The organism is Microbacterium sp. ZW3a (genome assembly GCF_057167165.1).
Genome location: NZ_CM169903.1, coordinates 939,900 through 965,453, shown reverse-complemented (window position 1 = coordinate 965,453; position 25,554 = coordinate 939,900). Strand labels below are relative to the sequence as shown.

Genomic DNA, 25,554 nt, shown 5'->3' with positions numbered 1-25,554 from the left:
GGGCATCCGGATGCCAGAACTCAGCGCGCGGGCTTCGGGTAGGCCGCCCGCACGGCGTCGGACTGAAGGTAGTCCGAGACGCCGATGAGGAGGATCGCGAACAGGATCTGCTCGGTCACGACCCAGAACGGGTAGAGCCCGGGGATCGCCGCGAGCACGAGCGCGACGATCGGGAAGATGCGGCTGAACAGCTGCAAGCGCCGGAACGCCCAGTACCAGCCCGCTCGCGCCCGCCACAGGAAGTAGAACAGGGTCGTGGTGATGCCGAGCACCACCACGCAGCGCATCCACACGGCAAACCCGACGTCGTCGCCGCCCAGGGTCATCACGGCCGCGATGATGATCGTGGCGACTCCGAGGAGGAATCCCGCGGCGAGCAGGATCGTCACCGCGCGGAAGGCGCGGCGCACACGGGGATCGTCGGAGGGGGCGACGCGGTGATCGGCCTGACGACCGCCGGCCAGGCGGTCGAAGCGGCGCAGGGCGGGTTCGAGCTGCATGCGCTCACTGTACGACGGCTGCTCCCCGCCGCGGCGTCACGCCGCGGTGACCACGGGCTCGTGCCGAACCGGGAAGTTGACCGAGTTGGCGATGAAGCACCACTCCCGCGCCTGCCGGTGCGCGGCGACCGCAGCCTCGACCATCGACTCGTCGGCGACCACCACGCGCGGGCGCAGAAGGACGTCGGTGAAGGCTCCCCCGCTCTTGCCGTCCTCGAGGAGAGTGCCCGTGGCCTCGTCGCGGTAGGACACCACGACCACCCCCGTCGTCACGCACGCGTGCAGGTACGACAGCAAGTGGCATTCGCTCAGGGCCGCAAGCAGCAGTTCCTCCGGGTTCCACTTCGCTCCGTCGCCGCGGAAGGGCGTGTCGGCGGAGGCTTCGATCAGCGGCTTTCCGTCGACCTCCAGAGACACGGAGCGGTCGTACTCGCGGTAGCCGCTTGTGCCGGTCCCCCGGTCGCCGGTCCACGTCGCCTGCAGGTGGTAGTGGTGCTCACCGTTCATGCCTCCATCCTGCCCCGCCCGGGCCGCTCGGGCCCCCGACGCGACGAGATGACCGCCGGATACGATGGAGGGATGCCTGCTACACCCCCGGATGCCGTCGAACTCGCCGTCGTGGAACGGAGCGGTTTCATCGAATCGCGACACCACGGCGTCGCCGTCGTCCTCGCCCCCGACGGGTCGGAACTCCTCGCCCTCGGCGATCCCGCCGCCGCGTTTCTCCCCCGCTCCAGCATGAAGCCGCTGCAGGCGCTGGCGTGCCTGTCGGCGGGCGCCGATCTCGCGGGGGAGCGCCTGGCGCTGTCGATGGCGAGCCATGCGGGCACCGACCGGCACGCTCAGGTGGCGCGTGGCATCCTGCAGTCGGCCGGTCTCACCGAAGACGACCTCCGCTGCCCGGCCGCGTGGCCGAGCGACACGCAGACGCGCGACGACCTCGTGCGCGACCACGGCGTGCCGTCGCCGTTGCGCATGAACTGCTCCGGCAAGCACGCCGCGATGCTGCTGACCTGCGTCACCAACGGGTGGTCGACGGCCGACTATCTCGACGTGCAGCACCCGCTGCAGGCCCACATCCGCGAGGTCGTCGAGCGCCTCGTGGGCGAGCGCATCTCGACCACCGCGATCGATGGATGCGGTGCCCCCGTGTACGCGATGAGCCTCACCGCTCTCGCCCGCGCCATCCAGCGCATCGCGACGTCGTCCGAGCGCTCCCCCTTCGCCCTGCACCGCAGCGCCGGGGCGCTCGTGCGCGCGGTTCGCGAGAACCCGTGGACGATCGACGGCCCCGGACGGCCCGACACCATTGTGATCGAACGGCTCGGCGTGTTCTCGAAGATGGGCGCGGAGGGCGTCCAGGTCATGACCGCCCCCGACGGGACGACCGTGGCGCTGAAGATGCTCGACGGTTCGAACCGGGCGGGTCACGCCGTGGCGCTGCGCCTCCTCGAGCGCGCCGGTGGGCTCGAGGCCTCCGCCGTCGCCGACACGCTGGCTCTGCTGCCCCTGACGATCTCGGGCGGCGGACAGCAGGTCGGGGTCATCCGCTCCGCTGTCTGAGCGGGGTCAGATCCCCCCGTCGACCGACCGGGGATAGGTGATCGGCTCGTCGGGCACCAAGACCTCGGTCTCGCGGTTGAGGCTCTCCCCGCGGAAGAACGGCTTCGATCCCGGCATCAGATACCAGACGAGCATCAACACCACGCCGAGAGCGAGCGCCCCGATGCCGAGCACGAAGGTGCCACCGATCCCGAACAGCACGGTGTAGCCGTACTCGGGGTCGTACATGTCGATCGCGGACTGCACGAACGCGAACGTGAGCATCAGGGCACCCAGCAGGGGCAGGATGCCGCGGAAGAGGAGGTTCTTCCCCGACGTGAACAGATCGCGGCGGAAGTACCACACGCAGGCGTAGCCGGTGATGGCGTAGTAGAACGCGATCGCCAGGCCGAGCGACAGGATGGAGTCCTGCAGGATGTTGTCGCTGATGAGGGTCATGCCCACGTAGTAGACGCTCGCGACGATACCCATCACCAGGGTGGAGAAGGACGGCGTCTGGAAGCGGGGGTGCACCGTGCGGAACCGCGGCGGCAGGGCCTTGTACGCGGCCATCGAGAGCGTCCCTCGCGCGGTGGGGAGGATCGTGGTCTGCGTCGACGAGACGGCCGAGATGAGCACGGCCACCACGAGGATCCAGCCGAACGGACCGAACAGATCATCTTTCAGGGCGAGGAAGACGTCGTCGGCGTTCTCGGCGTTCGCCAGTCCCGCGCCGTCTTCCCCGACCCCGGCGTACATCATCGCCGCGACCGTGACCGAGACGTAGGTGCCGAGCAGGATCACGGTGGTCAGCAGCGCCGCACGACCCGGGATGCGCTTCGGGTCTTTCGTCTCCTCGTTCAGGGCGAGGCACGTGTCCCAGCCCCAGTAGATGAACAGCGCCAGGAGCACGGCCTCGGTGAAGCCGCTCCAGTCGGTGAACCCGAACGGGTTGAACCACTCCAGGTCGAGCGGGGTGGGGTTCGGCGCGGTGCCGTCGAAGAACTTCCACAGCGCCACCACCACGAACAGTGCCAGGACGAGGTACTGCACGCCCAGGAGCACGTTCTGGACCCGCTCCCCCAGCTCCACGCCCCGGTAGCTCACGTAGGTCATCGCCGCGATGAAGGCCACGCCGGTTGCCGTGACGAGCGGCACGTTCTCGGCCAGCGACCCGTCGCCGATGAGCGTCCAGAGATAGATCCCGGCGATCTGGGCGAGGTTGGCGAGCACGACCATTCCGGCCACGGCCACACCCCACCCTCCCATCCAGCCCACCCACGGTCCGAACGCCTTGGTGCCCCACGTGAACGTCGTGCCGCAGTCGGGCACGGCGTTGTTGAGCTCGCGGTAGGCGAAGGCGATGAACAGCATCGGGATGAACGCCAGGATGAAGGCGATCGGCGCCGAGGCGCCGACGGCGAGCACGACGAACCCAAGGGTCGCCACGAGCGAGTAGACCGGAGCCGTCGAGGCCAGACCGATCACGGTCGAGCCCCACAGTCCGATGGTTCCCGCGGCCAGGCCCTTGCCGGCCGTCCGTTCGGGTGCGGAGGTCATCTGCTGACCGTAGGAGCAGCGACGCTCCGCGGTCAAGTACCGGTTCTCAGGCGGCGCGGCGGGCGACGTCGAGCACCACGATGGTGATGTTGTCGCGTCCGCCGTTCTCGAGCGCCGCGGCCATCATGGATTCGACGGCAGCAGCCGGATCAGGGTTCGCCTCGAGGAAGTGACGGATGCCGAAATCGGTCAGTTCTTTCGTGAGCCCGTCGGAGCAGATCACGAAACGATCGCCGTCCTGCACCTCGAGGCGGAGGTAGTCGGGCTTCACACTGTCGCTGGGACCGACCGCGCGGGTGATCACATTGCCGTAGGGGTGGTTCTCGGCCTCTTCGGGACTGAGCCTGCCGGCCGCGATGAGTTCTTGCACGACCGAATGGTCGGTGGTGATCTGCACGATCTCCTCGTCGCGCAGCAGGTACACGCGAGAGTCGCCGATGTTCAAAGTCACCCAGTGCGGCTCATCGCCGCCGGTCTCGAGGTAGAGCCCGGTCAGCGTCGTCCCGGTGCCTTCGTCGGTGGTTTCGGGGTGCGAGACGATGTCTTTCACCGCGCGGCTGAGCGCCTTCTCGATGTGCTTGGGTGAGACGGTTCCGCCATCGACCACGGCACGCAGACGATCGACGGTGCTGGCGCTGGCGATCTCGCCGCCCAGATGACCGCCCATACCGTCGGCGACGACGAAAAGGGGGTACTCGGCCAGGACCGCATCTTGATTGACTTCACGACGCTTGCCGGTGTCGGTGCTCGCGGCCCAGGACAGGTCGACGGTGCCCCCGGCTACCGGAACGGTCCGTGTGTGCGTGGTCACCTCGGGCACGACAGATCCTCCGGTTGGCCGACAGCTGTGCCGGCGGGTGCGCACGGCCCTGCCATCCTAGTAGACGCCGAACCCTCGCCCGCCGACGCGCCGTGCCGGTCAGTGAGGCTCACCTCCACCGGGCGGGAGCGCAGGACGGTGCAGGGAGGCATTCCCCCACGCTACGCCCGAAACGCCGACGAGCTCCCCGGTATCGAGGAGCTCGTCGGTGCGTTCTTAGTCCTGGGGCGCGGGCGGCGGCGGCGTCGGACCCGCGGGAGGCGCAGGCGGCGGCGGCGTCGGACCCGCGGCGGGCGGAGCCGGCGGCGGAGTGGAAGGCTGTGCGGGCGGGGCGTATCCGCCCGCGGGGGCGCCATAGCCACCGGCGGGAGGACCCTGCACCTGCTGGTCGGGCTGCGCGGGGATCCCGTTCCACACCGTCTTGTCGGCGAGGAAGGTGTTCGCCCACGGGGAGGGGCGGATCGACGGGTTCCACGGCGAGGATCCGAAGGCCAGGATGCCGAGCCAGATGAGGTAACCGACACCCGGGATCAGCCAGAGCAGAAGGTACGGCCAATCCTTGCCGAACTTCAGGCCCAGACGGTAGGAGAACATCACCGTGGCCGCGACGCCGGCCAGGCCGATGATCCATCCGATGACCGGGATGCCCGTGAGCACGCCGGAGCCCACCGCGGCGATCAAATACGCCCACGGCGACAGGTCGCCCAGCTTCGCCGCGACGAGGGTGTTGTAGACGGGCACCCACGCGCGCCACTTTCCTTCCACACCGGCCTTTTCGAAGACCTTCATCAGCAGGAAGGACGAGATGATGTAGCCCGCCAGCGCGAAGATCAGGAGGAGGGGCAGGAACACGAGGAAGAACGCGAACGCTGCGAACCCGCCGCCATCGTCGTAGTAATAGGTGTCACCCATGTGGATTCCCTTTTCAGCGAGTGAGCGACGGGACATCCGCGTGCCCCGTACAGTGCCATCGTAGCGAACCTGAGTTTTCGCTGAAAGATCCAGGCCGGAACCTCAGACGACGAGAGCCATCTCTCCCGCGGAGAGGGTCCGGAACTCGAAGCCGTGGCCACCCGCCCACTCGCGAAGATCCTCGACGGACCGGAGATCGGCATCCGACCTCGACAGGGCCCGCGCGAGCTCGCCCTTCGCCTTCTTGTTGAAGTGATTCAGGGCCCGCACCGCCCCATCCGAACCCTCTGCCACCACGCGCACGTAGACAGCGTCGACCTCCGCGGGCAGCGGTCCGAGACCGACGTACGCCTCCGACCGCAGATCGAGCACGAATCCGGGGTCGCTCTCGCGGATCGCCCGGGTCACGGCATCCGCCCAGATCCGGCGAAGTGCGGCAAGCCCCGGGATCGACGTCCCCGCCGACAGCCGATACGCAGGGATCCCGTCGAGGGCCCCGACCGGGCCGAAGGGTGCGGAGTGGATGAGCACGTGTTCGCCCATCCACGCACGCGCATCGGAGTCGAGGGACGACGCATCGACGGCGTCGAAGAGCACTCCCGTGTAGCGGTCGATCGCGGGAAGCGTCGGCGCCGTCCACAGCGCCGCGTTGTCAGCGATCTCGTGGCGTCGTCGGGCGCTGAGCTTGAGCACGCGGGCGGCGGCCTCCTCGTCGGCGCTCAGAGCGACGAGCGCCTCGGTGACCTCGATGCGGTGCGAACGCAACGACGGCAGGGCGAGCGCGTCGAGGTCGAGCGGTGCGCCCGATCCGCCCGGGCGTTTGGTCTCGGACGGGGGAAGCAGGACAAGCATGGGACCTCAGCGGAAACGGCGACGCGCGTTGCCCGGCGAACCGGGCAACGCGCGTCGAACAGAAGGTGTGTCAGGAGACCAAGGAGGCGTGACCGGCGACGATCGTGAGCTCATCGTCTGCCATCGACAGGAACCCGTCCTGCGCGTTGGCGAGGATCTTGTTGCCGTCGACACCCGTGATGCGCACCTCGCCCTGGGCGAGGATCGCGAGCACCGGCTCGTGGCCCTGCATGAAGCCGATCTCACCCTCGACCGTCTTGGCGACGACGAGCGAGGCCTCACCGGTCCAGACCTCGGCGTCGGCCGAGACGAGGTTCACGCGAAGCGGCATGTCAGCCGTTCTCCTTCTGGATCTGCGCCCACTTGGCTTCGACGTCGGCGATTCCACCGACGTTGAAGAACGCCTGCTCGGCGACGTGGTCGAAGTCACCCTTGACGATCGCGTCGAAGGACTCGATCGTCTCCTTGATCGGGACCGTGGAGCCCTCGACGCCGGTGAACTTCTTGGCCATGTAGGTGTTCTGCGAGAGGAACTGCTGGATACGACGTGCACGCGACACGACGATCTTGTCTTCCTCAGAGAGCTCGTCGACACCGAGGATCGCGATGATCTCCTGCAGTTCCTTGTTCTTCTGCAGGATCTGCTTCACCGACGTGGCGACACGGTAGTGGTCGGCGCCGATGTACCGCGGGTCGAGAATGCGGCTCGTGGAGCTGAGCGGGTCGACCGCGGGGTACAGACCCTTCGACGCGATCTCGCGCGAGAGCTCGGTCGTGGCATCCAGGTGGGCGAACGTGGTCGCCGGAGCCGGGTCGGTGTAGTCGTCAGCGGGGACGTAGATCGCCTGCAGCGAGGTGATCGAGTGACCGCGCGTCGAGGTGATGCGCTCCTGGAGCACACCCATCTCGTCGGCGAGGTTGGGCTGGTATCCCACGGCCGAGGGCATACGACCGAGCAGCGTGGAGACCTCGGAACCGGCCTGCGTGAAGCGGAAGATGTTGTCGATGAAGAGCAGCACGTCCTGCTTCTGCACGTCGCGGAAGTACTCCGCCATCGTCAGCGCCGACAGCGCCACGCGAAGGCGCGTCCCCGGCGGCTCATCCATCTGACCGAACACGAGCGCCGTCTTGTCGAAGACACCCGCCTCTTCCATCTCGTGGATGAGGTCGTTGCCCTCACGGGTGCGCTCACCGACACCGGCGAACACCGACACACCACCGTGGTCCTGCGCGACGCGCTGGATCATCTCCTGGATGAGGACGGTCTTGCCGACACCGGCGCCACCGAACAGACCGATCTTTCCACCCTGCACGTAGGGGGTCAGGAGGTCGATGACCTTGATGCCGGTCTCGAACATCTGGGTCTTGGACTCCAGCTGGTCGAAGCTCGGCGCCTTGCGGTGGATACCCCAGCGCTCGGTGACCTCGATGGTCTCGCCGGGGGCGCCGTTGAGCACCTCGCCCGTGACGTCGAACACCTTGCCCTTGGTGACATCACCGACGGGGACCGAGATCGGGCCGCCGGTGTTACGCACCTCCTGGCCGCGGACGATGCCGTCCGTGGGCTTGAGGGCGATGGCGCGGACGAGGTCGTCGCCGAGGTGCTGAGCAACCTCGAGCGTGATCTCGGTCGACTGGTCACCGATGGTGATCGTGGTCTTGAGCGCGTTGTAGATCTCGGGGATCGCGTCGTGCGGGAACTCGATGTCGACGACGGGCCCGGTGACACGCGCGACGCGGCCGACGACAGCCGCGTCGGTCTTCTCGGCGGTGAGGCTCATGGCTTCTTCTCTCCTTGGGAACTTACTTGCCGGATGCCAGGGCATCGGCGCCGCCGACGATCTCGGCGATCTGCTGCGTGATCTCCGCCTGACGCGCGTTGTTGCGCAGGCGGGTGTAGTCGGTGATGAGCTTGTCGGCGTTGTCGCTGGCCGACTTCATCGCCTTCTGTGTCGCGGCGTGCTTGGCAGCGGACGACTGGAGAAGGGCGTTGAAGATCCGGCTCTGCACGTACACCGGCAGGAGCGCGTCCAGAACGGTTTCGGCGTCGGGCTCGAACTCGTAGAGCGGGTAGACGTCCGCGTGAGCCGGCGCCTCATCGGCCTCGAGCACCTCGAGCGGCAGCAGACGAACCGACTCGGGCGACTGCGTCATCATGCTGACGAAGCGGTTGTATACGAGGTAGATCTCGTCGACGCCCTCGTTCTCTCCCCCGGCGCGGTAGGCCTCGAGCACCGCATCCGAGATTTCCTCGGCGGTGGAGAACTGCGGAGTGTCGGTGTCACCCGTCCACTGCGCCACACTCGCCATCCGGCGGAACTGGAAGTAGCCCACGGACTTGCGCCCGACGAGGTAGAACACGACCTCCTTGCCCTGCGTCCGCAGCAGCTCGGCCAACTCCAGACCCTCGCGGAGGATCTGAGAGTTGAACGCGCCGGCCAGGCCGCGGTCGGAGGTGAAGATCACCACGGCCGAACGACGAATGTTCTCGCGCTCGGTCGTCAGCGGGTGGTCGATTGAGGAGTGCGTGGCCACCGCCGAGACGGCGCTCGTCACCGCCCGCGCGAAGGGCGACGCCGCGCGCACACGCGCCATCGCCTTCTGGATGCGCGAGGCCGCGATGAGCTCCATCGCCTTCGTGATCTTCTTGGTCGTCTGAGCAGAACTGATCTTCTGCTTGTAGACCCGCAGTTGTGCGCCCATGATTCCGTTCTCGTGTCGTCGCTGTTAGCGACGGCCCTTGACGATTCGCTCCTGGTTGACGTCGCCAGCCTCGGCCGCATCGACGTGCTCGGGCCCGACGACACCCTCGTCAGCACCCGGCTGGAACTCGAGGATGAACTCGTCGATCTTCTTCTCGAGCTCTGTGACCGTGTCGTCGCCCAGCACGTTGGTCTCGCGCAGGGTGTCGAGGACCGTGGAGTTGCGACGGAGGTAGTCCAGCAGCTCGCGCTCGAAGCGCAGCACGTCGGACACCTCGATGGTGTCGAGCTTGCCGTTGGTACCGGCCCAGATCGAGACGACCTGCTCCTCGACCGGATAGGGCGAGTACTGCGGCTGCTTGAGCAGCTCGGTCAGACGCGCACCACGGGCGAGCTGACGACGCGAGGCGGCGTCGAGGTCGCTCGCGAACATCGCGAACGCCTCGAGCGAACGGTACTGCGCGAGCTCGAGCTTCAGCGTTCCCGAGACCTTCTTGATCGACTTCACCTGTGCGTCACCACCGACGCGGGACACCGAGATGCCCACGTCGACAGCGGGACGCTGGTTGGCGTTGAAGAGGTCGGACTGCAGGAAGATCTGGCCGTCGGTGATGGAGATCACGTTGGTGGGAATGTACGCCGAGACGTCGTTCGCCTTGGTCTCGATGATGGGAAGACCCGTCATGGAACCGGCGCCGAGTTCGTCGGACAGCTTCGCGCAACGCTCGAGCAGACGCGAGTGCAGGTAGAACACGTCACCGGGGTATGCCTCGCGGCCCGGCGGACGACGCAGGAGGAGCGACACAGCGCGGTAGGCCTCGGCCTGCTTCGACAGGTCGTCGAAGATGATCAGGACGTGCTTGCCGCCGTACATCCAGTGCTGACCGATCGCCGAACCCGTGTAGGGGGCGAGGTACTTGAAGCCGGCCGGATCGGAGGCCGGGGCGGCGACGATGGTGGTGTACTCCATCGCACCGGCGTCCTCGAGGGCGCCCTTGACCGACGCGATCGTGGAGCCCTTTTGACCGATGGCGACGTAGATGCAGCGCACCTGCTTGTTGACGTCGCCCGACTCCCAGTTGGCCTTCTGGTTGATGATCGTGTCGATCGCGATGGCCGTCTTGCCGGTCTGGCGGTCACCGATGATCAGCTGACGCTGACCACGGCCGACGGGGATCATCGCGTCGATGGCCTTGATGCCGGTCTGCAGCGGCTCGTGCACGCTCTTGCGCTGCATGACGCCGGGCGCCTGCAGCTCGAGGGCACGACGCCCCTCCGTCGCGATCTCGCCGAGACCGTCGATGGGGTTGCCGAGCGGGTCGACGACGCGACCCAGGTAGCCGTCGCCGACGCCGACCGAGAGGACCTCGCCGGTACGAGTGACGCTCTGGCCCTCTTCGATACCGGAGAACTCGCCGAGCACGACGACGCCGATCTCGTGTTCGTCGAGGTTCTGGGCCAGGCCCAGGGTGCCGTTGTCGAAGCGGATGAGTTCGTTCGCCATGACGCCGGGCAGTCCCTCGACGTGAGCGATGCCGTCGGCCGCGTCGACGACGGTGCCGACCTCGGTCGCACCCGCGCCCGTCGGCTCGTAGGCGTTGACGAAGTCCTTCAGCGCGTCACGGATGACGTCGGGGCTGATAGAGAGTTCTGCCATTGTCTTCCTTCGTTCGTGGGGCGCGAGCCCCCAGATCTCCACCCGCTCGGGCGGCAAAGTCTTAGCCTGCGATGCGCTGGCGCAGGTCGGCGAGACGTGCGGACACGCTCGCGTCGATGACGTCGTCGGCGACCTGCACGCGCAGTCCGCCGACCACCGTCGGGTCGATGACGGTGTTCAGGGCGACCGCCGATCCGTAGCGCGCGCTCAGCGCGTTCTGGAGACGGGTCTGCTGTTCGGGCTGCAGAGGCGCCGCCGCGTACACGGTCGCGACGATGCTGGATCGCTGATCGGCAACGATCGCCGAGGCCCGGCGCAGCAGCGCGCGGACACGGCGTCCGTGCGCATTCTGCACGAGCGAAGAAACGATGAGCGCCGTCGCGGCACTTGCGCGGCCGTCGAGCAGCGTCGAGACGAGCGACGTCTTCGCGGACGGATCGCCCAGACGACCGCCCAGTGCCAGCTCGAGTTCGCCATTCGACGCAACCGTGCGGGAGAACTGGAACAGCTCACCCTCGATGTCGACGGACGAGTCCGCAACAGCGGCTGCGCGGACGGCGAGCTCTTCGAGCCCATCCACGAACTGCGAGGCCGAGGACCAGCGCTGCTGGGCCGCGCCGCGCAGGAGCGCAACGGTCGCCTCGCGGTAGGTGGAGCCGAAGACGGCCGTCACCAGGGCGGCGCGCGCCGCCGCCGGTGCCGACGAGTCGGACAGCGCGCCTCTCAGCTGCGCCGATCCGCTCACGGCGCCGACGGCCGCGAACAGCTCGCGGGCGACGTCGAGATCGACACCGGACGCCGCGGTGAGCGCCTCCGTCGTCGCGGTCCGCGCCTGAGTGGTCGCGCTGCCCATTACTGAGCCGCCTTCTCGGATGCCTCGAGCTCGGCGAGGAAGCGGTCGACGACGGCCTGAGCCTTGGCGTCGTCGGAGAGCGTCTCACCGATGACGTTGCCGGCCAGATCGACCGCAAGGGTTCCGACCTCAGCGCGCAGCGAGACCAGAGCGGTCTGACGCTCGGCTTCGATCTGCGTGTGCGCGGCAGCGGTCACGCGTGCCGCCTCGGAGGCCGCGTTCTCCTTGGCCTCGAGGACGATCTTGCGACCGTCTTCGCGCGCGGCTTCACGGATCTCGCCGGCTTCCTTGCGGGCCGCGGCGAGCTGAGCGGTGTACTCCTCGAGCGCGGCCTCGGCCTTGCGCTGAGCCTCATCGGCCTTGGCGATGTTGCCCTCGATGGCCGTGCTGCGCTTGTCGAGCACCGCCCCGATGCGCGGGAGCGCGTAGAACCACACGACCGCCGCGATGATGACGAAGCAGACCAGCGACCAGGTGATGTCATAGACGGCCGGCAGAAGCGGGTTCCCGCTGCTGTGGCCTTCTTCGGCAGCGACCGTGACAAGAGCGTTAAGCATCCTGTCTCCTTACTCGTGGATCGGGCGGATCAGAGCGCGCCGAAGATGAAGGGCGTAGCGATGCCGATCAGCGCGAGGATCTCGATGAAGGCGACACCGATGAACATGGTGGTCTGCAGGCGACCGGCGAGCTCGGGCTGACGGGCGGTCGACTCGATGGTCTTGCCGATCATGATGCCGAGACCGATGGCCGGGCCGATGGCAGCGAGACCGTAGCCCACGGTCGCGATGTTGCCCGTGACCTGAGCGAGAATCGTCGTTGCGTCCACTGAGGGTTTCCTTTCGTTGGGCGAACAGCCGGTCGGCTGCCCGTCAGTGCTCTTCCGCCACCGCGAGCTGGATGTAGACCGCGGTGAGGATGGTGAAGACGTAGGCCTGCAGGAGCGCCACGAACACCTCGAAGAGGGTGAACGCGAGCCCGAGCGTGAGGGTTCCTGCCGCCAACGGGGTCAGCCAGTTGAAGCTGAAGAAGAAGAAGTTGGTCGCCGAGAAGAACAGCACCAGCATGAGGTGGCCGACGATCATGTTCAGCAGCAGTCGCAGGAACAGAGAGACCGGGCGAGCGATGAAGACCGAGATCAGCTCGACGATCGCGATGATCGGCACGAGGTAGACCGGCACCCCGCTGGGCACGAGCGAGTTCTTCAGGAAATGACCGAACCCGTGACGCCGGATGCCGGCGTAGACGAACGCGATGTACGCCGTCAAGGCGAACACGAGCGGGGCGCCCGCGACCGAGGTACCCGGAATGTTCAGGAACGGGATGACGCCGGTGAGGTTGAGCGCGAGGATCGTGAGGAACATCGCGGTCAGCAGCGGCAGGAAGCGCTTGCCATCTTTCTCGCCGAGCACCTGGAAGGCGATCTGCTCGCGGATGAACCCGAAACCGAGCTCGATGACGCTTTGGAAGCGCCCGGGCACGACGGTGAGACGTCGCGTGCCCAGCACGATGATGAGCACCATGATCGCCGTCGCGAGCAGCTGCACCAGGGTGATGCGCGTGATCGCGAAGGGGGTGCCAGCGAACAGCAGCTCGGGCGGGAAAAAGTCCGAGATGGAGGGCGGGGAGAAGTAGGGCGCGTCAGCAGCGTGCGCGATCGTATTCGCCTGAGTCAACGGGGTGGCTCCAGCTTCTCGAACCGGGGTGAAACGGTTCGGGGAGGGTGGGAAACGGCTCTCCCCGGGGCCTCGGCGTCACCGCCGCACACCGGCCGAGGTGCGTAGGAATACCTTAGCAAAGATCCCGGGAATCGCGGCATCGAGACGTGGTCAGACCTCATCGGGCGCGCTCCGCTCGGGCAGAACGGTGTCGGATACCGCGGGAAGACGCATGCGCGAGATGACGACGACGTCGACGACGAGCGAGGCGACCGCGGTAGCGAGCAGGGCGAAGAAGAACACCGGCGCGACGACCCAGTCCATCCGAAGCAGGATGAGGAAGGCCACGATCACGAGGACGAACTTCAGCAACCAGCCGCCGAGCACCACGCCGAAGAAGATCTGCAACCAGGCGGGGTGACCATAGAAGCGGTTGGCCAGGAGAATGCTGATCGCCGTCAAGGCCGGGAAGATCGCGCCGACCGCCGCCCCCACTCCCCCACTCCAGGCGCCGTTCATGCCCGCCACGAGGGCACCGACGACCACGGCGGCGACGAGGACGACGACGGTCACGACGGCCGACCAGACCAGAGCGGCGCGCAGCACCGGGGTACTGGAGACGGGGGTGGTCATGAGGACTCCTCAGGGGCAGGGCGGCGCGCGAAGCGCCGGGACGGAAGCAGGGTGAGCACGATGCAGGCGGCGACGCCCACGATGCCGAAAGCGATGCCGATCGCGTAGTCTCCGGGCCAGCTCTGCTGCGTACCGATGTACATCAGCAGGACCGCCAGGCTCACGACCGCGGTCCAGCTGTAGAAGATGAGCACGGCATCCCGGTCGGAGTGACCCATGTCGAGCATCCGGTGGTGCAGGTGCTTGCGGTCGGGGGAGAACGGGGACTTCCCCGCCCACTGGCGCCGAACCACCGCGAGACCGAAATCGAGCAGCGGCAGCAGCACGATGACCACCGGCAACAGGATCGGAATGAACGCACCCAGGAGCTGGGAGCGGCCGATCTTCTCGGGGTCCAGCACCGCGGGGTCGAGCTGGCCAGTGATTGCGATGGCGGAACTGGCCATGAGCAGTCCCAGCATGAGCGCCCCGGCATCGCCCATGAAGAGCTTGGCGGGCGTCCAGTTCATCGGGAGGAACCCGAGGCAGGCCCCCACGAGGACGGCGGCGATGAAGGAGGCGAGGTTGAAGTAGGTGCTGGCTCCGGTGTCACGAACAAGGAGGTAGGAGTACGCGAAGAAGACGCCGTTCGCGATGAGGCACACGCCGGCGACCAGGCCGTTCAGCCCGTCGATGAAGTTGACGGCGTTCATGACCACCACGAGGGCGAACACCGTGAGGAGGAAACTCACCCAGCCCGACCCGACCGTGAGGGCGCCGATCGGCAGCGACAGGATCTGCAACTGCCCGAACCAGGCGATGATGCCGGCCGCGACGAACTGCGCACCCAGTTTGATCATCCAGTCGAGGTCCCACAGATCGTCGACCACGCCGACGACGACGATCAGCAGCACCGCGCCCAGGAGTGCCAGCACGGGACCGGGGTCGGTCCAGAAGATGGCGAAGTAGGGGTTGCGACTCGATAGAGCGAACGCCGCGACCACGCCGAGGAACATCGCCACCCCACCCAGGCGCGGCGTCGGCGTCGTGTGCACGTCGCGATCGCGGATGCCGGGGTACAGCCTGAAGCGCAGCGCGAGCTTCCACACCACCCACGACAGCGCGAGAGTCACCGCCGCCGTGAACAGGATGGTGAGGAGGTACTGGGTCACGGCCCGGGGGCCTCGGCATCCGGGGCGACGGTCGGAGCCGTCTCGACGCTCTCGGCGGGCGGAGCCGTGTCGGGGTCGGGCTCCAGCACGTCGCCGAGAACCTCCCTCAGGCGCGCCCGCGAGATCGCGCCCTCGCGCAGCACGCGCACCCGCGGCTCGGTACCGCCGACGAGGGTCGTCGCGTCGACGATGGTCGAAGCGATCCCCACGACGCTGGGGCCGGCGTCGAGGTAGACCGCGACGCTGTCTCCGAGCATGTCGCGGGCCTCGTCGATGCTCACCGCGGCCGTCATTCCGGTGCGGTTCGCGCTCGAAACGGCCAGCGGGCCCGTCTCTTCCAGGAGTTCGAGAGCGAGGTTCTGCGCGGGCATGCGAACAGCCACCGTGCCGTGCGTGTCGCCGAGGTCCCACGACAGCGACGGCTGGGCCGGGAGCACGATCGTGAGTCCGCCGGGCCAGAAGGCGTGCACCAGGTCGTCGACCGCGGGGGGGATCTCGGCCACGAGCGCCCGCAGGGTTCCGACGCCCGGGACCAGTACCGGCGGGGGCTGCTGGCGTCCGCGGCCCTTCGCCTCGAGCAGGCCCGAGACGGCACGCGCGTTGAAGGCGTCTGCGGCGATGCCGTAGACGGTGTCGGTGGGGAGCACGACGAGTTCGCCTCGACCGATCGCCTGGCGCGCGTGGCGCATCCCGGAGAGCAGTTGCGACTCGTCACGGCAGTCGTAGACGGGTGACATGTCGCGGCACAGTCTACCGACGCCGGGGACCGGCTGCGGTCAGGGACGGAGGGCGGTGGTGGCGCGGTCGCGGGTGGTGAGGTCGGGATGCGTCGCCGCTGCCCGCCATCCGTCGACGGTCAGGAGCTCGCGGATCGCGGCGCCCTGCCACTCGCCGTGCTCGATGACGATGACCCCTCCCGGGTGCGCGAGGCGGAGACCGACCCGGCTGAGCACGCGGACGGCATCCAGACCGTCCGGCCCGCCGTACAGAGCGGCCGGCGGGTCGTACAGGCGCACCTCCGGGTCGCGCGGGATCGCGTCGTCGGGCACGTACGGGGGGTTGGATGCCACGACCGAGACGGTGCCGTCGAGCTCGGGGAAGGCGCGGGCCAGGTCGATGAAGGCGAGATGGAGGTTCGTGGCGCCGACGCGAGCGACGTTCTCCTTCGCCCAGACGAACGCCTCGACGGAGTTCTCCGCCGCGTAGACGCGAGCGTGCGGGACCTCGGTCGCCATCGCGAGGGCGATCGCCCCGCTGCCGGTCCCGAGGTCGACCGCGATCGGCGCGGGCGAGGCCGCGGAGCCGAGGGCGTCGATCGCCAGCTGCGCCACCATCTCGGTCTCGGGGCGCGGGACGAAGACGCCCGGCCCCACGCCCAGCTCGAGAGAACGGAAGGGGGCGGTCCCGGTGAGGTGCTGCAGGGGTTCGCGCGCACAGCGACGCGCGATCAGCTCGTCCCACACGCGGGCGGCGGCTTCCGGCATCCGGTCGCCACGGATGGCGGCGGCCTGCACCCCGCCGCGCGAGGTGGACAGCACGTGGGCCAGGAGGAGTTCGGCGTCGACGCGGGGGTCGAGGATCCCGGCGGCGGCGAACCGGGCCGCGGCGTCGCGGACGACATCGGCGATGGGCGGGAGTGGGGAGGGTGCGGTCTCGGGCATGACGGCTCCCGAGCCTAGTCGTGCAGCGTCACACACGGGCCCGGCAGCCCCTGGCTCGCCTAGGATTGTCGCGTTCTGACCGACGGCGAAAGGCGAGCCATGCCCGGCATCCACTCCGACATCACCTCCGCGTTCGGCGACACCCCGCTGGTGCGCCTCAACCGCGTCGCGGAGGGCGCCGGGGGCCAGATCCTCGCGAAGCTCGAGTTCTACAACCCCGCCTCCAGCGTCAAGGACCGTCTGGGCATCGCCATCGTCGACGCCGCCGAGGCGTCGGGTGAGCTGAAGCCGGGCGGCACGATCGTGGAGTCCACGAGCGGGAACACCGGCATCGCCCTGGCCATGGTCGGCGCCGCACGCGGCTACAAGGTCATCCTCACCATGCCCGCCTCCATGTCGAAGGAGCGCCGCATCCTGCTGAAGGCGTTCGGGGCGGAGCTCGTGCTCACTGACCCGACCAAGGGCATGTCGCACGCGGTCGACGAGGCCAAGCGCATCGTCGCCGAGACTCCGGGCGCCGTCTGGGCGCGTCAGTTCGAGAACGACGCCAACCCCGCCATCCACCGCAAGACCACCGCCGAGGAGATCCTGCGCGACACCGACGGCAAGGTCGACTACTTCGTCGCCGGGATCGGGACGGGCGGCACCATCACCGGCGTCGGTCAGGTGCTCAAGGAGCGCGTCCCGGGCGTGAAGGTCGTCGCCGTCGAGCCCGCCGACTCCCCCATCCTCACCAAGGGACACCCCGGCCCCCACAAGATCCAGGGCATCGGACCCAACTTCGTTCCGGCGATCCTCGACCGCGACATCATCGACGAGGTCATCGACGTCGAGTTCGATGACGCGATCCGCCTCGCCCGCGAGACCGCGGCGAAGGACGGCATCCTCGTCGGCATGTCGTCGGGCGCCGCGATCTGGGCCGCTCTCGAGATCGCCCGCCGCCCCGAGGCCGCCGGCAAGAACATCGTCGTCATCATCCCGTCGTACGGTGAGCGCTACCTCTCCACCGCTCTGTACGAGCACCTGCGCGAAGACTGACGTGGGGGTCCTCTCGCGCGTCCGCGAAGACGTCGAGGCCGCCAAGCTCCGCGACCCCGCGGCCCGCGGCGGCCTCGAGATCGCCCTGCTCTACCCGGGGTTGCACGCGGTGTGGGCCCACCGCGTGTCGAACCGCCTGTGGCGGCGCGGTGTGCGGTTCCCCGCGCGCGCGATCTCGCAGGTGGCACGGTGGATGACCGGCATCGAGATCCACCCCGGCGCGACGATCGGTCGCCGTTTCTTCATCGATCACGGCATGGGCGTGGTCATCGGAGAAACGGCGGAGGTCGGCGACGACGTCATGCTGTACCACGGCGTCACCCTCGGGGGGCGTCAGCGCGAGGGTGGGAAGCGCCACCCGACCCTGCACGACGGTGTCGCCGTCGGCGCCGGGGCGAAGATCCTCGGGCCCATCACGATCGGAGCGCGCTCCCTCGTCGGCGCGAATGCCGTCGTGACGCGCGACGCGCCCGCCGACAGCGTCCTCGTGGGTGTTCCCGCCAAGGCCCGAGTGCGCCGAGTGAGCGAGGACACGCGCGCGCTGCTCACCGCCCCCGAGTACTGGATCTGATCGGGGTCAGCGCTTCTCGGGTGCGCTGGCCTTCGATCGACGGTCGATCAACACCACGGTCAGCACCCACGTGACGATCGCCGAGACGATCCACACCACGAGCGGCGCGAGGAACCAGGCGCCCACGGCGGTGATCCGGATGCCCGCGGACGGCAGGAAGGCGACGACCAGCAACGACGCGAACGTGGCGATGATCCCGATGCCGCCGAGTAGCAGCGGTGCGTGCTTCTCGGCGAGGCGGGTCGCCAGGGGTGTCGCGATGCTCTGCAGGATCGCGAAGACCACGATCGCCACAAGAAAGCCCCACCAGTCGAGCCACGAGATGCGGAATCCGTCGACGAGGAGGTCGGCGAGCACGAGACCCGCGGCCGCCGAGGCCAGATAGACGAGCACGCGCAAGAGCCGGGTCTTCATGATGCGAGGCTAGCGGAACGCCGGTCGTAGGCTCGATTCATGCCTGCGCTCCACGATCTGTCGCTCGTTGCCCAGGTCGAGGGACTCCAGCGGGGCGGGCTCTCCTCCGCCGAGCTCACCGACCATTACCTCGACCGCATCCGCCGGTTCGCCGACCTGGGCGCGTTCGTTGAGGTCACCCCCGACGCCGCCCGCGCGCGTGCGGGCGTGCTCGACGCGGGCGTCCCCGACGGCGTGCTCTGGGGCGTCCCCTCGGCCGAGAAGGACCTCGTCGCCCGGGCCGGGGTCGCGACCCGCTACGGCTCGCGCGCCCGAGCTCACCTCGTGCCCGCGGCATCCGACCCCCTCGCGTGGGCGATGGATGCCGCGGGTGCGGTGAGCCTGGGAAAGACGAGCACGTCGGAGTTCGGGCTGACCGGCTTCACCGAGCCGCTCATCCACTCCCCCGCGCGCGATCCCTGGCGTCTCTCGGCCGGCGCCGGCGGGTCGAGCGGCGGCGCGGCGGTCGCCGTGGCCGCGGGTCTGCTGCCGGCCGCGGTCGGATCGGACGGCGGCGGGTCGATCCGCATCCCCTCGGCGACGGTCGGGGTCGTGGGGCTGAAGCCGTCGCGCGGGCGCCTGCCGCTCGGGTCGGGCTTCGAGTCGCCCGACGGCCTGTCGGTCACCGGCCCCCTCGCGCGTTCGGTCGAGGATGCCGCCCTGCTCCTGGACGCCCTGGTCGGTCTCGCGCCGTTCTCGTACGCGACCGCCGCTCCCGGGGCGGGTCCCTTCGTCGACGCGGCACGCCGCGAGCGCTCGGGCCTGCGGATCGGGGTGACCACGGTGTCTCCCTGGGACGACGACGAGCACATCGTGCTCGACCCCGACGCGCGCGCGGCGTGGGACACGGCGGCCGCCTGGCTCGACGACGCCGGGCACGCCGTGGCGGAGGCGGCCTGGCATCCGTTCGGCTACGCCGCCCTGTTCCGCGTGCTGTGGCGCGCCAGCGCCGCACGCATCCCGCTGAGCGACGACGACATGACGCTCGTCGAGCCGCTGACCGCGTGGCTCGTCCGGGAGGGGCGCGCACTGTCGGCGCTCGACCTGCTCGGCGGGCTCTCGGCGGCGCGCGCGTTCGAACGGCGGACGATCGCCGACTTCGGGGCGTTCGACGCCGTGCTCACGCCCGCGCTCGCGCAGTCGCCGCGGCCGGTCGGGTGGTACGCCGGGCACGACCCGGAACGCACGTTCGCGATGCAGGTGGAGTACGCCCCGTACTCCAGCTTCGTCAATGTCGCGGGGCTCCCCGCGCTGACGCTGCCGGTGACGACCGACGCCTCCGGCCACCCGGTCTCAGTGCAGCTGATCGGCCGCCCCGGCGGGGAGGCGACGCTTCTGGCACTGGGGGCGCAGCTCGAGCAGCGCCGGGGATCCCTCCCCCACCCGCCCGTCTGGGACGCCTGAGGTTCCTCGGCCGATGAGGACCGCCGCGCCCGGGCCGGGGCGGTGTACCGCACAACTCCTGCAATCTGCGGGCTCCCGCGGCCGGAGCAGCGGCTCGCGACAGATCTGCCGGAGTTGTGCGGCCGAGACGGCCGATGCGAAGAGCGGGACTCAGCCCTCGGACAGAGCCGCGAGCCGTGCCTCTTCGTCGGCGCTGATCGCCGACTCGATAATGGGGCCGAGCGCGCCGTCCATGACCTGGTCGAGGTTGTAGGCCTTGTACCCGGTCCGGTGGTCGGCGATGCGGTTCTCGGGGAAGTTGTACGTGCGGATGCGCTCGGAGCGATCCATCCCGCGGATCTGCGAACGACGCGCATCGGCGGCCTGCGCGTCGCGCTCCTCCTGCTGTTTCGCCAGCAGTCGGGCGCGCAGCACGCGCATACCCGCTTCGCGGTTCTGCAGCTGCGACTTCTCGTTCTGCATCGACACGACGATGCCCGTCGGCACGTGCGTGATGCGCACCGCGGAGTCGGTCGTGTTGACCGACTGACCGCCCGGGCCCGACGAACGGAACACGTCGATCTTGAGATCGTTCGGGTCGATCGCGATCTCTTCCGGCTCATCGACCTCGGGGAAGACGAGCACGCCGGTCGTGGAGGTGTGGATGCGCCCCTGCGACTCGGTGGCCGGCACGCGCTGGACGCGGTGCACGCCGCCCTCGTACTTCAGGTGCGCCCATACCCCCTGCGCGGGGTCGGTCGAGGACCCCTTGATCGCAATCTGGACGTCTTTGTAGCCGCCGAGGTCGGACTCGTTGCGCTCGAGCATCTCGGCCTTCCAGCCCATGGATGCCGCGTACTGCAGGTACATGCGCAGAAGGTCGGCCGCGAACAGGGCGCTCTCCGCCCCGCCTTCGCCCGCCTTGATCTCCATGATCACGTCACGGGCGTCGTCGGGATCGCGCGGGATGAGGAGGCGCCGCAGACGCTCCTGACTCTCGTCGAGCCGCGCCTCGAGCGAGGGCACTTCCTCGGCGAACGCGGCATCTTCACGGGCGAGTTCGCGCGCGGCCTCCAAATCGTCGGATGCCGCCTGCCACGCCTCGTAGGCGTGCACGATGCGGTTCAGCTCGGCGTAGCGCCGGTTGACGCGTTTCGCGCGCGCCGCATCGGCGTGCACCGCGGGATCGTTGAGCTCGAGCTCGATCTCCCGGTGCTCGTCGAGCAGCCCGCGGACGGACTCGAGGATGCCGGAGTCGGACACGACTCAGCGGATGCCGTTGTCGTGCCCGTTGTCTCCGCGCGCGGGGGCCGGGATCGACTTCTGCATCTGGACGAGGAACTCGACGTTGGACTGCGTCTCTTTCATCTTGCCGAGCACGACCTCGAGCGCCTGCTGCGGGTCCAGGCCGGCGAGGGCGCGGCGCAGCTTCCAGGTGATCTTGACCTCGTCGGGCGAGAGCAGCATCTCTTCGCGACGCGTCGACGACGCGTTGACGTCGACCGCGGGGAAGATGCGCTTGTCGGCGAGCTGGCGGCTCAGGCGCAGTTCGCTGTTGCCGGTGCCCTTGAACTCCTCGAAGATCACGTCGTCCATCTTGGAGCCGGTCTCGACCAGGGCCGTGGCCAGGATCGTGAGCGAACCACCGTTCTCGATGTTGCGCGCGGCGCCGAAGAAGCGCTTGGGCGGGTACAGCGCCGAGGCGTCGACACCGCCGGTGAGCACGCGGCCGGAGGTGGGAGCCGAGAGGTTGTACGCACGGCCGAGGCGGGTGATCGAGTCCAGCAGCACGACGACGTCGCGACCGAGCTCGACCAGACGCTTGGCGCGCTCGATCGCGAGCTCGGCGACGGTGGTGTGGTCTTCGGCCGGGCGGTCGAAGGTCGAGGCGATGACCTCGCCCTTGACGGTCCGCTGCATGTCGGTGACCTCTTCGGGCCGCTCGTCCACGAGCACGACCATCAGGTGCACCTCGGGGTTGTTCTGGGCGATCGCGTTCGCGATCTGCTGCAGCACGATCGTCTTGCCCGCCTTGGGCGGGGCGACGATGAGGCCGCGCTGGCCCTTGCCGACGGGGGCGACGAGGTCGATGAGACGCTGCGTGAGCTTCTCGGGCGCGGTCTCCATGCGCAGGCGCTCCTGCGGGTAGAGCGGCGTCAGCTTGCCGAACTCCACACGGCCGGCGGCGTCATCGACGGACAGGCCGTTGATCGAGTCGACCTTGACCAGCGCGTTGTACTTCTGGCGGGTGGACTGCTCGGTCTCGCGCGGCTGCTTGATCGCACCGACGACGGCGTCGCCCTTGCGCAGGTTGTACTTCTTGACCTGACCCAGCGAGACGTAGACGTCGCTCGGGCCGGGCAGGTAGCCGGTGGTACGGACGAAGGCGTAGTTGTCGAGCACGTCGAGGATGCCGGCGATCGGGATGAGGACGTCGTCTTCACCGATCTCGGTCTCGAACTCGTCGCCCGTGGTGCCCTGACCGCGGCGCTTGTTGCGCTGGCGATTGCGGCCGTTGCCCTGGTTCTGCTGCTGCGCCTGCTGCCCGTTCTGCGCGGGCGCCTCGGCCTCGTCGGCGGCGGGGGCGGCCGCGGGGGCCTGCGGCTCGCTCTTCTCGGCGGCCTCGGCCTTGTTGCGGTTGCGGTTGCGTGAGCGGCTGCGGCTCCGGCTGCGCGACGGCGTCTCCGAGGAGTCCTCGGTGTTGTCACCCTCGGCACCGGATGCCGTGCTCTCGGCGTCGGCGGCGGGCTGCGGCGCGTTCTCGGCCGACGCGTCGGCGTCGGAGGTCGCGGCGGGCTCGACGTCGGCCGCAGCGGCGTCGGTCTCGACGGCCGGCGTCTCAGCGGCGGGAGCGTCCTCGGCGGGCGCAGCCTCGGCGGGCACGGCCTCGGCGGCGGGGGCCGCGGTCTCGGCGACGGGGGCCGCGGTCTCGGCGACGGCCTCGGTCGCGGTCTCGTCGGCGGGGGCGCTCTTGGCGCGGCGCGGTGCACGCTTACGCGGTGCGCGGGCGGGCTTGGCGGGTTCTTCCTCGGCAGCGGGGGCCTCGGCCGGCGCTTCGTCGGTCGTCGCCTCGGCGGCGGCAGCAGCGGCAGCGGGGCGCTTTCGGGGCGCGCGGGCGGGCTTCGACTCGGCCGCAGGTGCTTCCTCGGCCGCGGGGGCCTCGGGCGCCTCCGGGGCCTCGGGCGCCGACTCCTCCGACGCGGGAGCCTCTGCCGTGGCGGCGGAGTCCTCGGCCGGGGCGGACTCTTCGTCCGCGGGCGCCTCGTCTTCGGCGGGCGCGGCCTCGGCCGCAGGCTCCTCCTCGGCAGGGGCGTCGTCGCCCACGGCGGTCTCGACGGGGGTGTCGAACAGCGTCGGGTCGGTGGGAGCGGCGGACTGCTCCTCGGGGGTGGTGTCCGCGTCCTCGGACGCGTTGATGGGCTGGGTCTCGGAGATGGACTCCACGAGTGCTCCTCAGAATGAAACGTGATCAGATCGCGGGTCGTCGGTGCAGAAGGCAGACGAAGACACTCACCAGCGGTTCGGGAGACTGCAGCCGATACCGGGTTCGCGATTTGTTGCGGATTTCGCAGGTGTCACAGAGGCTCAGATTCGCGTGCTAAGCGGAACCCTCTGCGTCCCTCACTGTACCACCCTTGACGTCGACGGCCAGCATGAGGGCCTCCCACGGGGTGTCGACGAGGGAGGCGGCAAGGTCTGCCGCCGCCACGCGCTGCCCGGGACCGTCGGCCAGCACGAGCACGCTCGGACCGGCTCCCGACACGACCGCGGCGTATCCCTCGGCCCGTAGCGCCCGCACGAGGCGATCGGTCTCGGGCATGGCCTGGGCACGGTAGTTCTGGTGCAGCTTGTCTTCGGTGGCCGCCATCAGCAGCTCCGGGCTCTGCGTCATCGCCGCGATCAGCAGCGCCGATCGCGAGACGTTGAACACCGCGTCCTCGCGCGGCACCTGCAGGGGCTGCAGGCTGCGCGCCACCGCCGTCGACATCGTGAAGCTCGGCACGAGCACGAGCGGAGAGACCCCGCGGTGCACGATGAGCTGCTTGTGCTGCGGGCCCTCGGCATCCATCCACGCGATCGTCAGACCGCCGAACAGACCGGGGGCGACGTTGTCGGGGTGCCCCTCCATCTCGGTGGCCAGGCGCAGCAGGTCGACGTCGCTGAAGGCGACCTCTCCGTCGAGCAGCCCCTTTGCGGTGAGGATGCCGGCCACCACCGCGGCGCCCGACGACCCCATTCCGCGGCCGTGCGGGATGACGTTGTGCGCCACCAGGCGCAGGCCCGGCATCTCGCGTCCGACCGAGGCGTACGTGTGGGCGATCGCGCGCACCACCAGGTGCGACGCATCGCGGGGGACGTCAGCCGCACCCTCGCCGCTGACCTCGATCTCGAGGCGTCCGGGCTCGAGTGCCTCGACCGTGAGCTCGTCGTAGACGCTCAGCGCGAGCCCCAGGGTGTCGAAGCCCGGACCCAGGTTGGCGCTGGTCGCCGGGACGCGGACCGCGACCCGGCGCCCGGGGGCTGTCGTCACTCGGCCACCGGCTTCAGGTCGAGCACGGAGGCGACCTCCGACGTGGTCGCGTCGACGACGGTGGGCTGCACGTCGGTGCCGTCGGCCTTGCGCAGGGCCCACTGCGGGTCCTTCAGTCCGTGACCGGTGACGGTCAGCACAACCTTGGCACCGGCGGGGATGAGGCCCGCCTCGGCCCGGTCGAGCAGGCCCGCGACGCTGATCGCCGATGCCGGCTCGACGAAGACGCCCACCTCGCCGGCGAGGATCTTCTGCGCGGCGAGGATGCGCTCGTCGTCGATCGCGCCGAACCAGCCGTCGGTGGCATCCCGGGCCTCGAGGGCGAGGTGCCACGAGGCGGGGTTGCCGATGCGGATGGCGCTGGCGATCGTCTCGGGGTTCTTCACGACCTCGCCGCGCACGAGCGGGGCGGAGCCGGCGGCCTGGAAACCGAACATGCGGGGAACACGCGTGGAAACGCCGCGGTCGGCCTCTTCGCGGTAACCCCGCGAGTATGCCGTGTAGTTGCCGGCGTTGCCGACGGGGATGAAGTGGAAGTCGGGGGCGTCGCCCAGCTGCTCGACGACCTCGTACGCGGCGGTCTTCTGCCCCTCGATGCGGTCGGGGTTGACGGAGTTGACCAGGTGCACGGGGTAGTGGTCGGCCAGCTCGCGCGCGATCTCGAGGCAGTCGTCGAAGTTGCCGCGGATCTGGATGAGGCGACCGTTGTGTGCGACGGCCTGGCTCAGCTTGCCCATCGCGATCTTGCCCTCGGGCACGAGCACCGCGGCGGTGATCCCCGCGTGCGCGGCGTACGCGGCGGCCGAGGCCGAGGTGTTGCCGGTCGAGGCGCAGATGACGGCCTTCGCGCCGTGCTCGACGGCGCGGGAGAGGGCGACAGTCATCCCGCGGTCCTTGAAGGAGCCGGTGGGGTTCATGCCCTCGAACTTCACCCACACGTCGGCGCCGGTGCGGCGGGACAGCGCGGGCGCCGGGATGAGCGGGGTACCGCCCTCTCCCAGTGTCACGACGGTGGAGGCGTCGGTGACGCCCAGACGGTCGGCGTACTCGCGGAGGACTCCGCGCCAGACGTGTGCCATG

The 25,554-nt window shown here is 69.2% G+C and carries 27 protein-coding genes; 4 read left to right on the top strand and 23 right to left on the bottom strand.

Features of this window, described 5'->3' with window-relative positions:
- Positions 1-20: 20 nt before the first annotated feature.
- A complete protein-coding gene (locus ACU6WY_RS04505) occupies positions 21-500 on the bottom strand; it encodes a hypothetical protein (RefSeq protein ID WP_483821265.1) in 480 nt (159 codons plus the stop codon).
- Between the two features lie 36 nt (positions 501-536).
- Positions 537-1,007, bottom strand: a complete 471-nt coding sequence (locus tag ACU6WY_RS04500; protein WP_483821264.1) for an OsmC family protein — start codon at positions 1,005-1,007, stop codon at positions 537-539.
- A gap of 72 nt (positions 1,008-1,079) precedes the next feature.
- Between ACU6WY_RS04500 and ACU6WY_RS04495 the strand changes: the two genes are divergently transcribed.
- Entirely contained in the window at positions 1,080-2,063 is a 984-nt protein-coding gene (locus ACU6WY_RS04495) for an asparaginase (RefSeq protein ID WP_483821263.1), read from the top strand.
- Between the two features lie 6 nt (positions 2,064-2,069).
- Here ACU6WY_RS04495 and ACU6WY_RS04490 read toward each other — a convergent pair whose 3' ends face one another.
- The 16 genes from ACU6WY_RS04490 to prmC form a co-directional block, all read right to left on the bottom strand.
- Entirely contained in the window at positions 2,070-3,602 is a 1,533-nt protein-coding gene (locus ACU6WY_RS04490) for an APC family permease (protein ID WP_483821262.1), read from the bottom strand.
- A 46-nt stretch (positions 3,603-3,648) separates the two neighbouring features.
- Positions 3,649-4,422, bottom strand: a complete 774-nt coding sequence (locus ACU6WY_RS04485) for a PP2C family protein-serine/threonine phosphatase (protein ID WP_483821261.1) — start codon at positions 4,420-4,422, stop codon at positions 3,649-3,651.
- 216 nt (positions 4,423-4,638) lie between these two features.
- Complete coding sequence (locus ACU6WY_RS04480) at positions 4,639-5,334, bottom strand: large exoprotein (RefSeq protein WP_483821260.1); 696 nt, start codon at positions 5,332-5,334, stop codon at positions 4,639-4,641.
- Positions 5,335-5,436: 102 nt separating this feature from the next.
- Positions 5,437-6,186 carry a YaaA family protein gene (locus ACU6WY_RS04475; protein WP_483821259.1) on the bottom strand — a complete coding sequence of 250 codons (750 nt, stop codon included), beginning with the start codon at positions 6,184-6,186 and terminating at the stop codon, positions 5,437-5,439.
- Between the two features lie 70 nt (positions 6,187-6,256).
- A complete protein-coding gene (locus ACU6WY_RS04470; protein WP_483821258.1) occupies positions 6,257-6,517 on the bottom strand; it encodes a F0F1 ATP synthase subunit epsilon in 261 nt (86 codons plus the stop codon).
- A 1-nt stretch (position 6,518) separates the two neighbouring features.
- Complete coding sequence (gene atpD, locus ACU6WY_RS04465) at positions 6,519-7,967, bottom strand: F0F1 ATP synthase subunit beta (RefSeq protein WP_483821257.1); 1,449 nt, start codon at positions 7,965-7,967, stop codon at positions 6,519-6,521.
- A gap of 22 nt (positions 7,968-7,989) precedes the next feature.
- Positions 7,990-8,889 (bottom strand): F0F1 ATP synthase subunit gamma, encoded by a 900-nt coding sequence (locus ACU6WY_RS04460; RefSeq protein WP_483821256.1) that lies wholly within the window; start codon positions 8,887-8,889, stop codon positions 7,990-7,992.
- 24 nt (positions 8,890-8,913) lie between these two features.
- A complete protein-coding gene (atpA, locus tag ACU6WY_RS04455; RefSeq protein ID WP_483821255.1) occupies positions 8,914-10,545 on the bottom strand; it encodes a F0F1 ATP synthase subunit alpha in 1,632 nt (543 codons plus the stop codon).
- Between the two features lie 61 nt (positions 10,546-10,606).
- Entirely contained in the window at positions 10,607-11,398 is a 792-nt protein-coding gene (locus tag ACU6WY_RS04450) for a F0F1 ATP synthase subunit delta (RefSeq protein ID WP_483821254.1), read from the bottom strand.
- The gene (locus tag ACU6WY_RS04445) at positions 11,398-11,955 is read right to left on the bottom strand and encodes a F0F1 ATP synthase subunit B (RefSeq protein ID WP_483821253.1); all 558 of its coding nucleotides are present in this window, start codon (positions 11,953-11,955) and stop codon (positions 11,398-11,400) included. Before ACU6WY_RS04445 ends, ACU6WY_RS04450 begins: the two co-directional genes overlap by 1 nt.
- Positions 11,956-11,984: 29 nt before the next feature.
- Positions 11,985-12,224 carry a F0F1 ATP synthase subunit C gene (gene atpE, locus ACU6WY_RS04440; RefSeq protein ID WP_055834851.1) on the bottom strand — a complete coding sequence of 80 codons (240 nt, stop codon included), beginning with the start codon at positions 12,222-12,224 and terminating at the stop codon, positions 11,985-11,987.
- A 43-nt stretch (positions 12,225-12,267) separates the two neighbouring features.
- Entirely contained in the window at positions 12,268-13,071 is an 804-nt protein-coding gene (atpB, locus tag ACU6WY_RS04435) for a F0F1 ATP synthase subunit A (protein WP_483821252.1), read from the bottom strand.
- 153 nt (positions 13,072-13,224) lie between these two features.
- A complete protein-coding gene (locus ACU6WY_RS04430; protein WP_483821251.1) occupies positions 13,225-13,686 on the bottom strand; it encodes a Cg1360 family ATP-synthase-associated protein in 462 nt (153 codons plus the stop codon).
- Entirely contained in the window at positions 13,683-14,837 is a 1,155-nt protein-coding gene (locus tag ACU6WY_RS04425) for an MraY family glycosyltransferase (RefSeq protein ID WP_483821250.1), read from the bottom strand. The genes ACU6WY_RS04430 and ACU6WY_RS04425 overlap by 4 nt, the downstream gene beginning before the upstream one ends.
- Positions 14,834-15,574, bottom strand: a complete 741-nt coding sequence (locus tag ACU6WY_RS04420) for an L-threonylcarbamoyladenylate synthase (RefSeq protein WP_483821249.1) — start codon at positions 15,572-15,574, stop codon at positions 14,834-14,836. Before ACU6WY_RS04420 ends, ACU6WY_RS04425 begins: the two co-directional genes overlap by 4 nt.
- A 39-nt stretch (positions 15,575-15,613) precedes the next feature.
- Positions 15,614-16,498: a peptide chain release factor N(5)-glutamine methyltransferase gene (prmC, locus tag ACU6WY_RS04415; RefSeq protein ID WP_483821248.1), complete on the bottom strand. Its 885-nt coding sequence runs from the start codon at positions 16,496-16,498 to the stop codon at positions 15,614-15,616.
- A 99-nt stretch (positions 16,499-16,597) separates the two neighbouring features.
- Here prmC and cysK point away from each other — a divergent pair, with 99 nt between their 5' ends.
- Together cysK and epsC are read left to right on the top strand one after the other, a co-directional pair.
- Positions 16,598-17,536 (top strand): cysteine synthase A, encoded by a 939-nt coding sequence (gene cysK, locus ACU6WY_RS04410; protein ID WP_483821247.1) that lies wholly within the window; start codon positions 16,598-16,600, stop codon positions 17,534-17,536.
- Position 17,537: 1 nt separating this feature from the next.
- On the top strand, positions 17,538-18,107 hold the full coding sequence (epsC, locus tag ACU6WY_RS04405; RefSeq protein ID WP_483821246.1) for a serine O-acetyltransferase EpsC: 570 nt from the start codon (positions 17,538-17,540) through the stop codon (positions 18,105-18,107).
- 6 nt (positions 18,108-18,113) lie between these two features.
- On the opposite strand, the gene ACU6WY_RS04400 is transcribed toward epsC, so the two are convergent.
- Positions 18,114-18,521: a hypothetical protein gene (locus ACU6WY_RS04400; RefSeq protein ID WP_483821245.1), complete on the bottom strand. Its 408-nt coding sequence runs from the start codon at positions 18,519-18,521 to the stop codon at positions 18,114-18,116.
- Between the two features lie 39 nt (positions 18,522-18,560).
- Here ACU6WY_RS04400 and ACU6WY_RS04395 point away from each other — a divergent pair, with 39 nt between their 5' ends.
- Positions 18,561-19,964 (top strand): amidase, encoded by a 1,404-nt coding sequence (locus ACU6WY_RS04395; RefSeq protein ID WP_483821244.1) that lies wholly within the window; start codon positions 18,561-18,563, stop codon positions 19,962-19,964.
- 150 nt (positions 19,965-20,114) lie between these two features.
- On the opposite strand, the gene prfA is transcribed toward ACU6WY_RS04395, so the two are convergent.
- The 4 genes from prfA to thrC all read right to left on the bottom strand — a co-directional run bounded on the left by prfA (position 20,115) and on the right by thrC (position 25,553).
- Positions 20,115-21,191 carry a peptide chain release factor 1 gene (gene prfA / locus ACU6WY_RS04390; RefSeq protein ID WP_483821851.1) on the bottom strand — a complete coding sequence of 359 codons (1,077 nt, stop codon included), beginning with the start codon at positions 21,189-21,191 and terminating at the stop codon, positions 20,115-20,117.
- An 18-nt stretch (positions 21,192-21,209) separates the two neighbouring features.
- Complete coding sequence (gene rho, locus ACU6WY_RS04385; RefSeq protein WP_483821243.1) at positions 21,210-23,387, bottom strand: transcription termination factor Rho; 2,178 nt, start codon at positions 23,385-23,387, stop codon at positions 21,210-21,212.
- Positions 23,388-23,541: 154 nt separating this feature from the next.
- Positions 23,542-24,474: a homoserine kinase gene (gene thrB / locus ACU6WY_RS04380; RefSeq protein ID WP_483821242.1), complete on the bottom strand. Its 933-nt coding sequence runs from the start codon at positions 24,472-24,474 to the stop codon at positions 23,542-23,544.
- Entirely contained in the window at positions 24,471-25,553 is a 1,083-nt protein-coding gene (gene thrC / locus ACU6WY_RS04375; protein WP_483821241.1) for a threonine synthase, read from the bottom strand. The genes thrB and thrC overlap by 4 nt, the downstream gene beginning before the upstream one ends.
- Position 25,554: the final 1 nt, after the last annotated feature.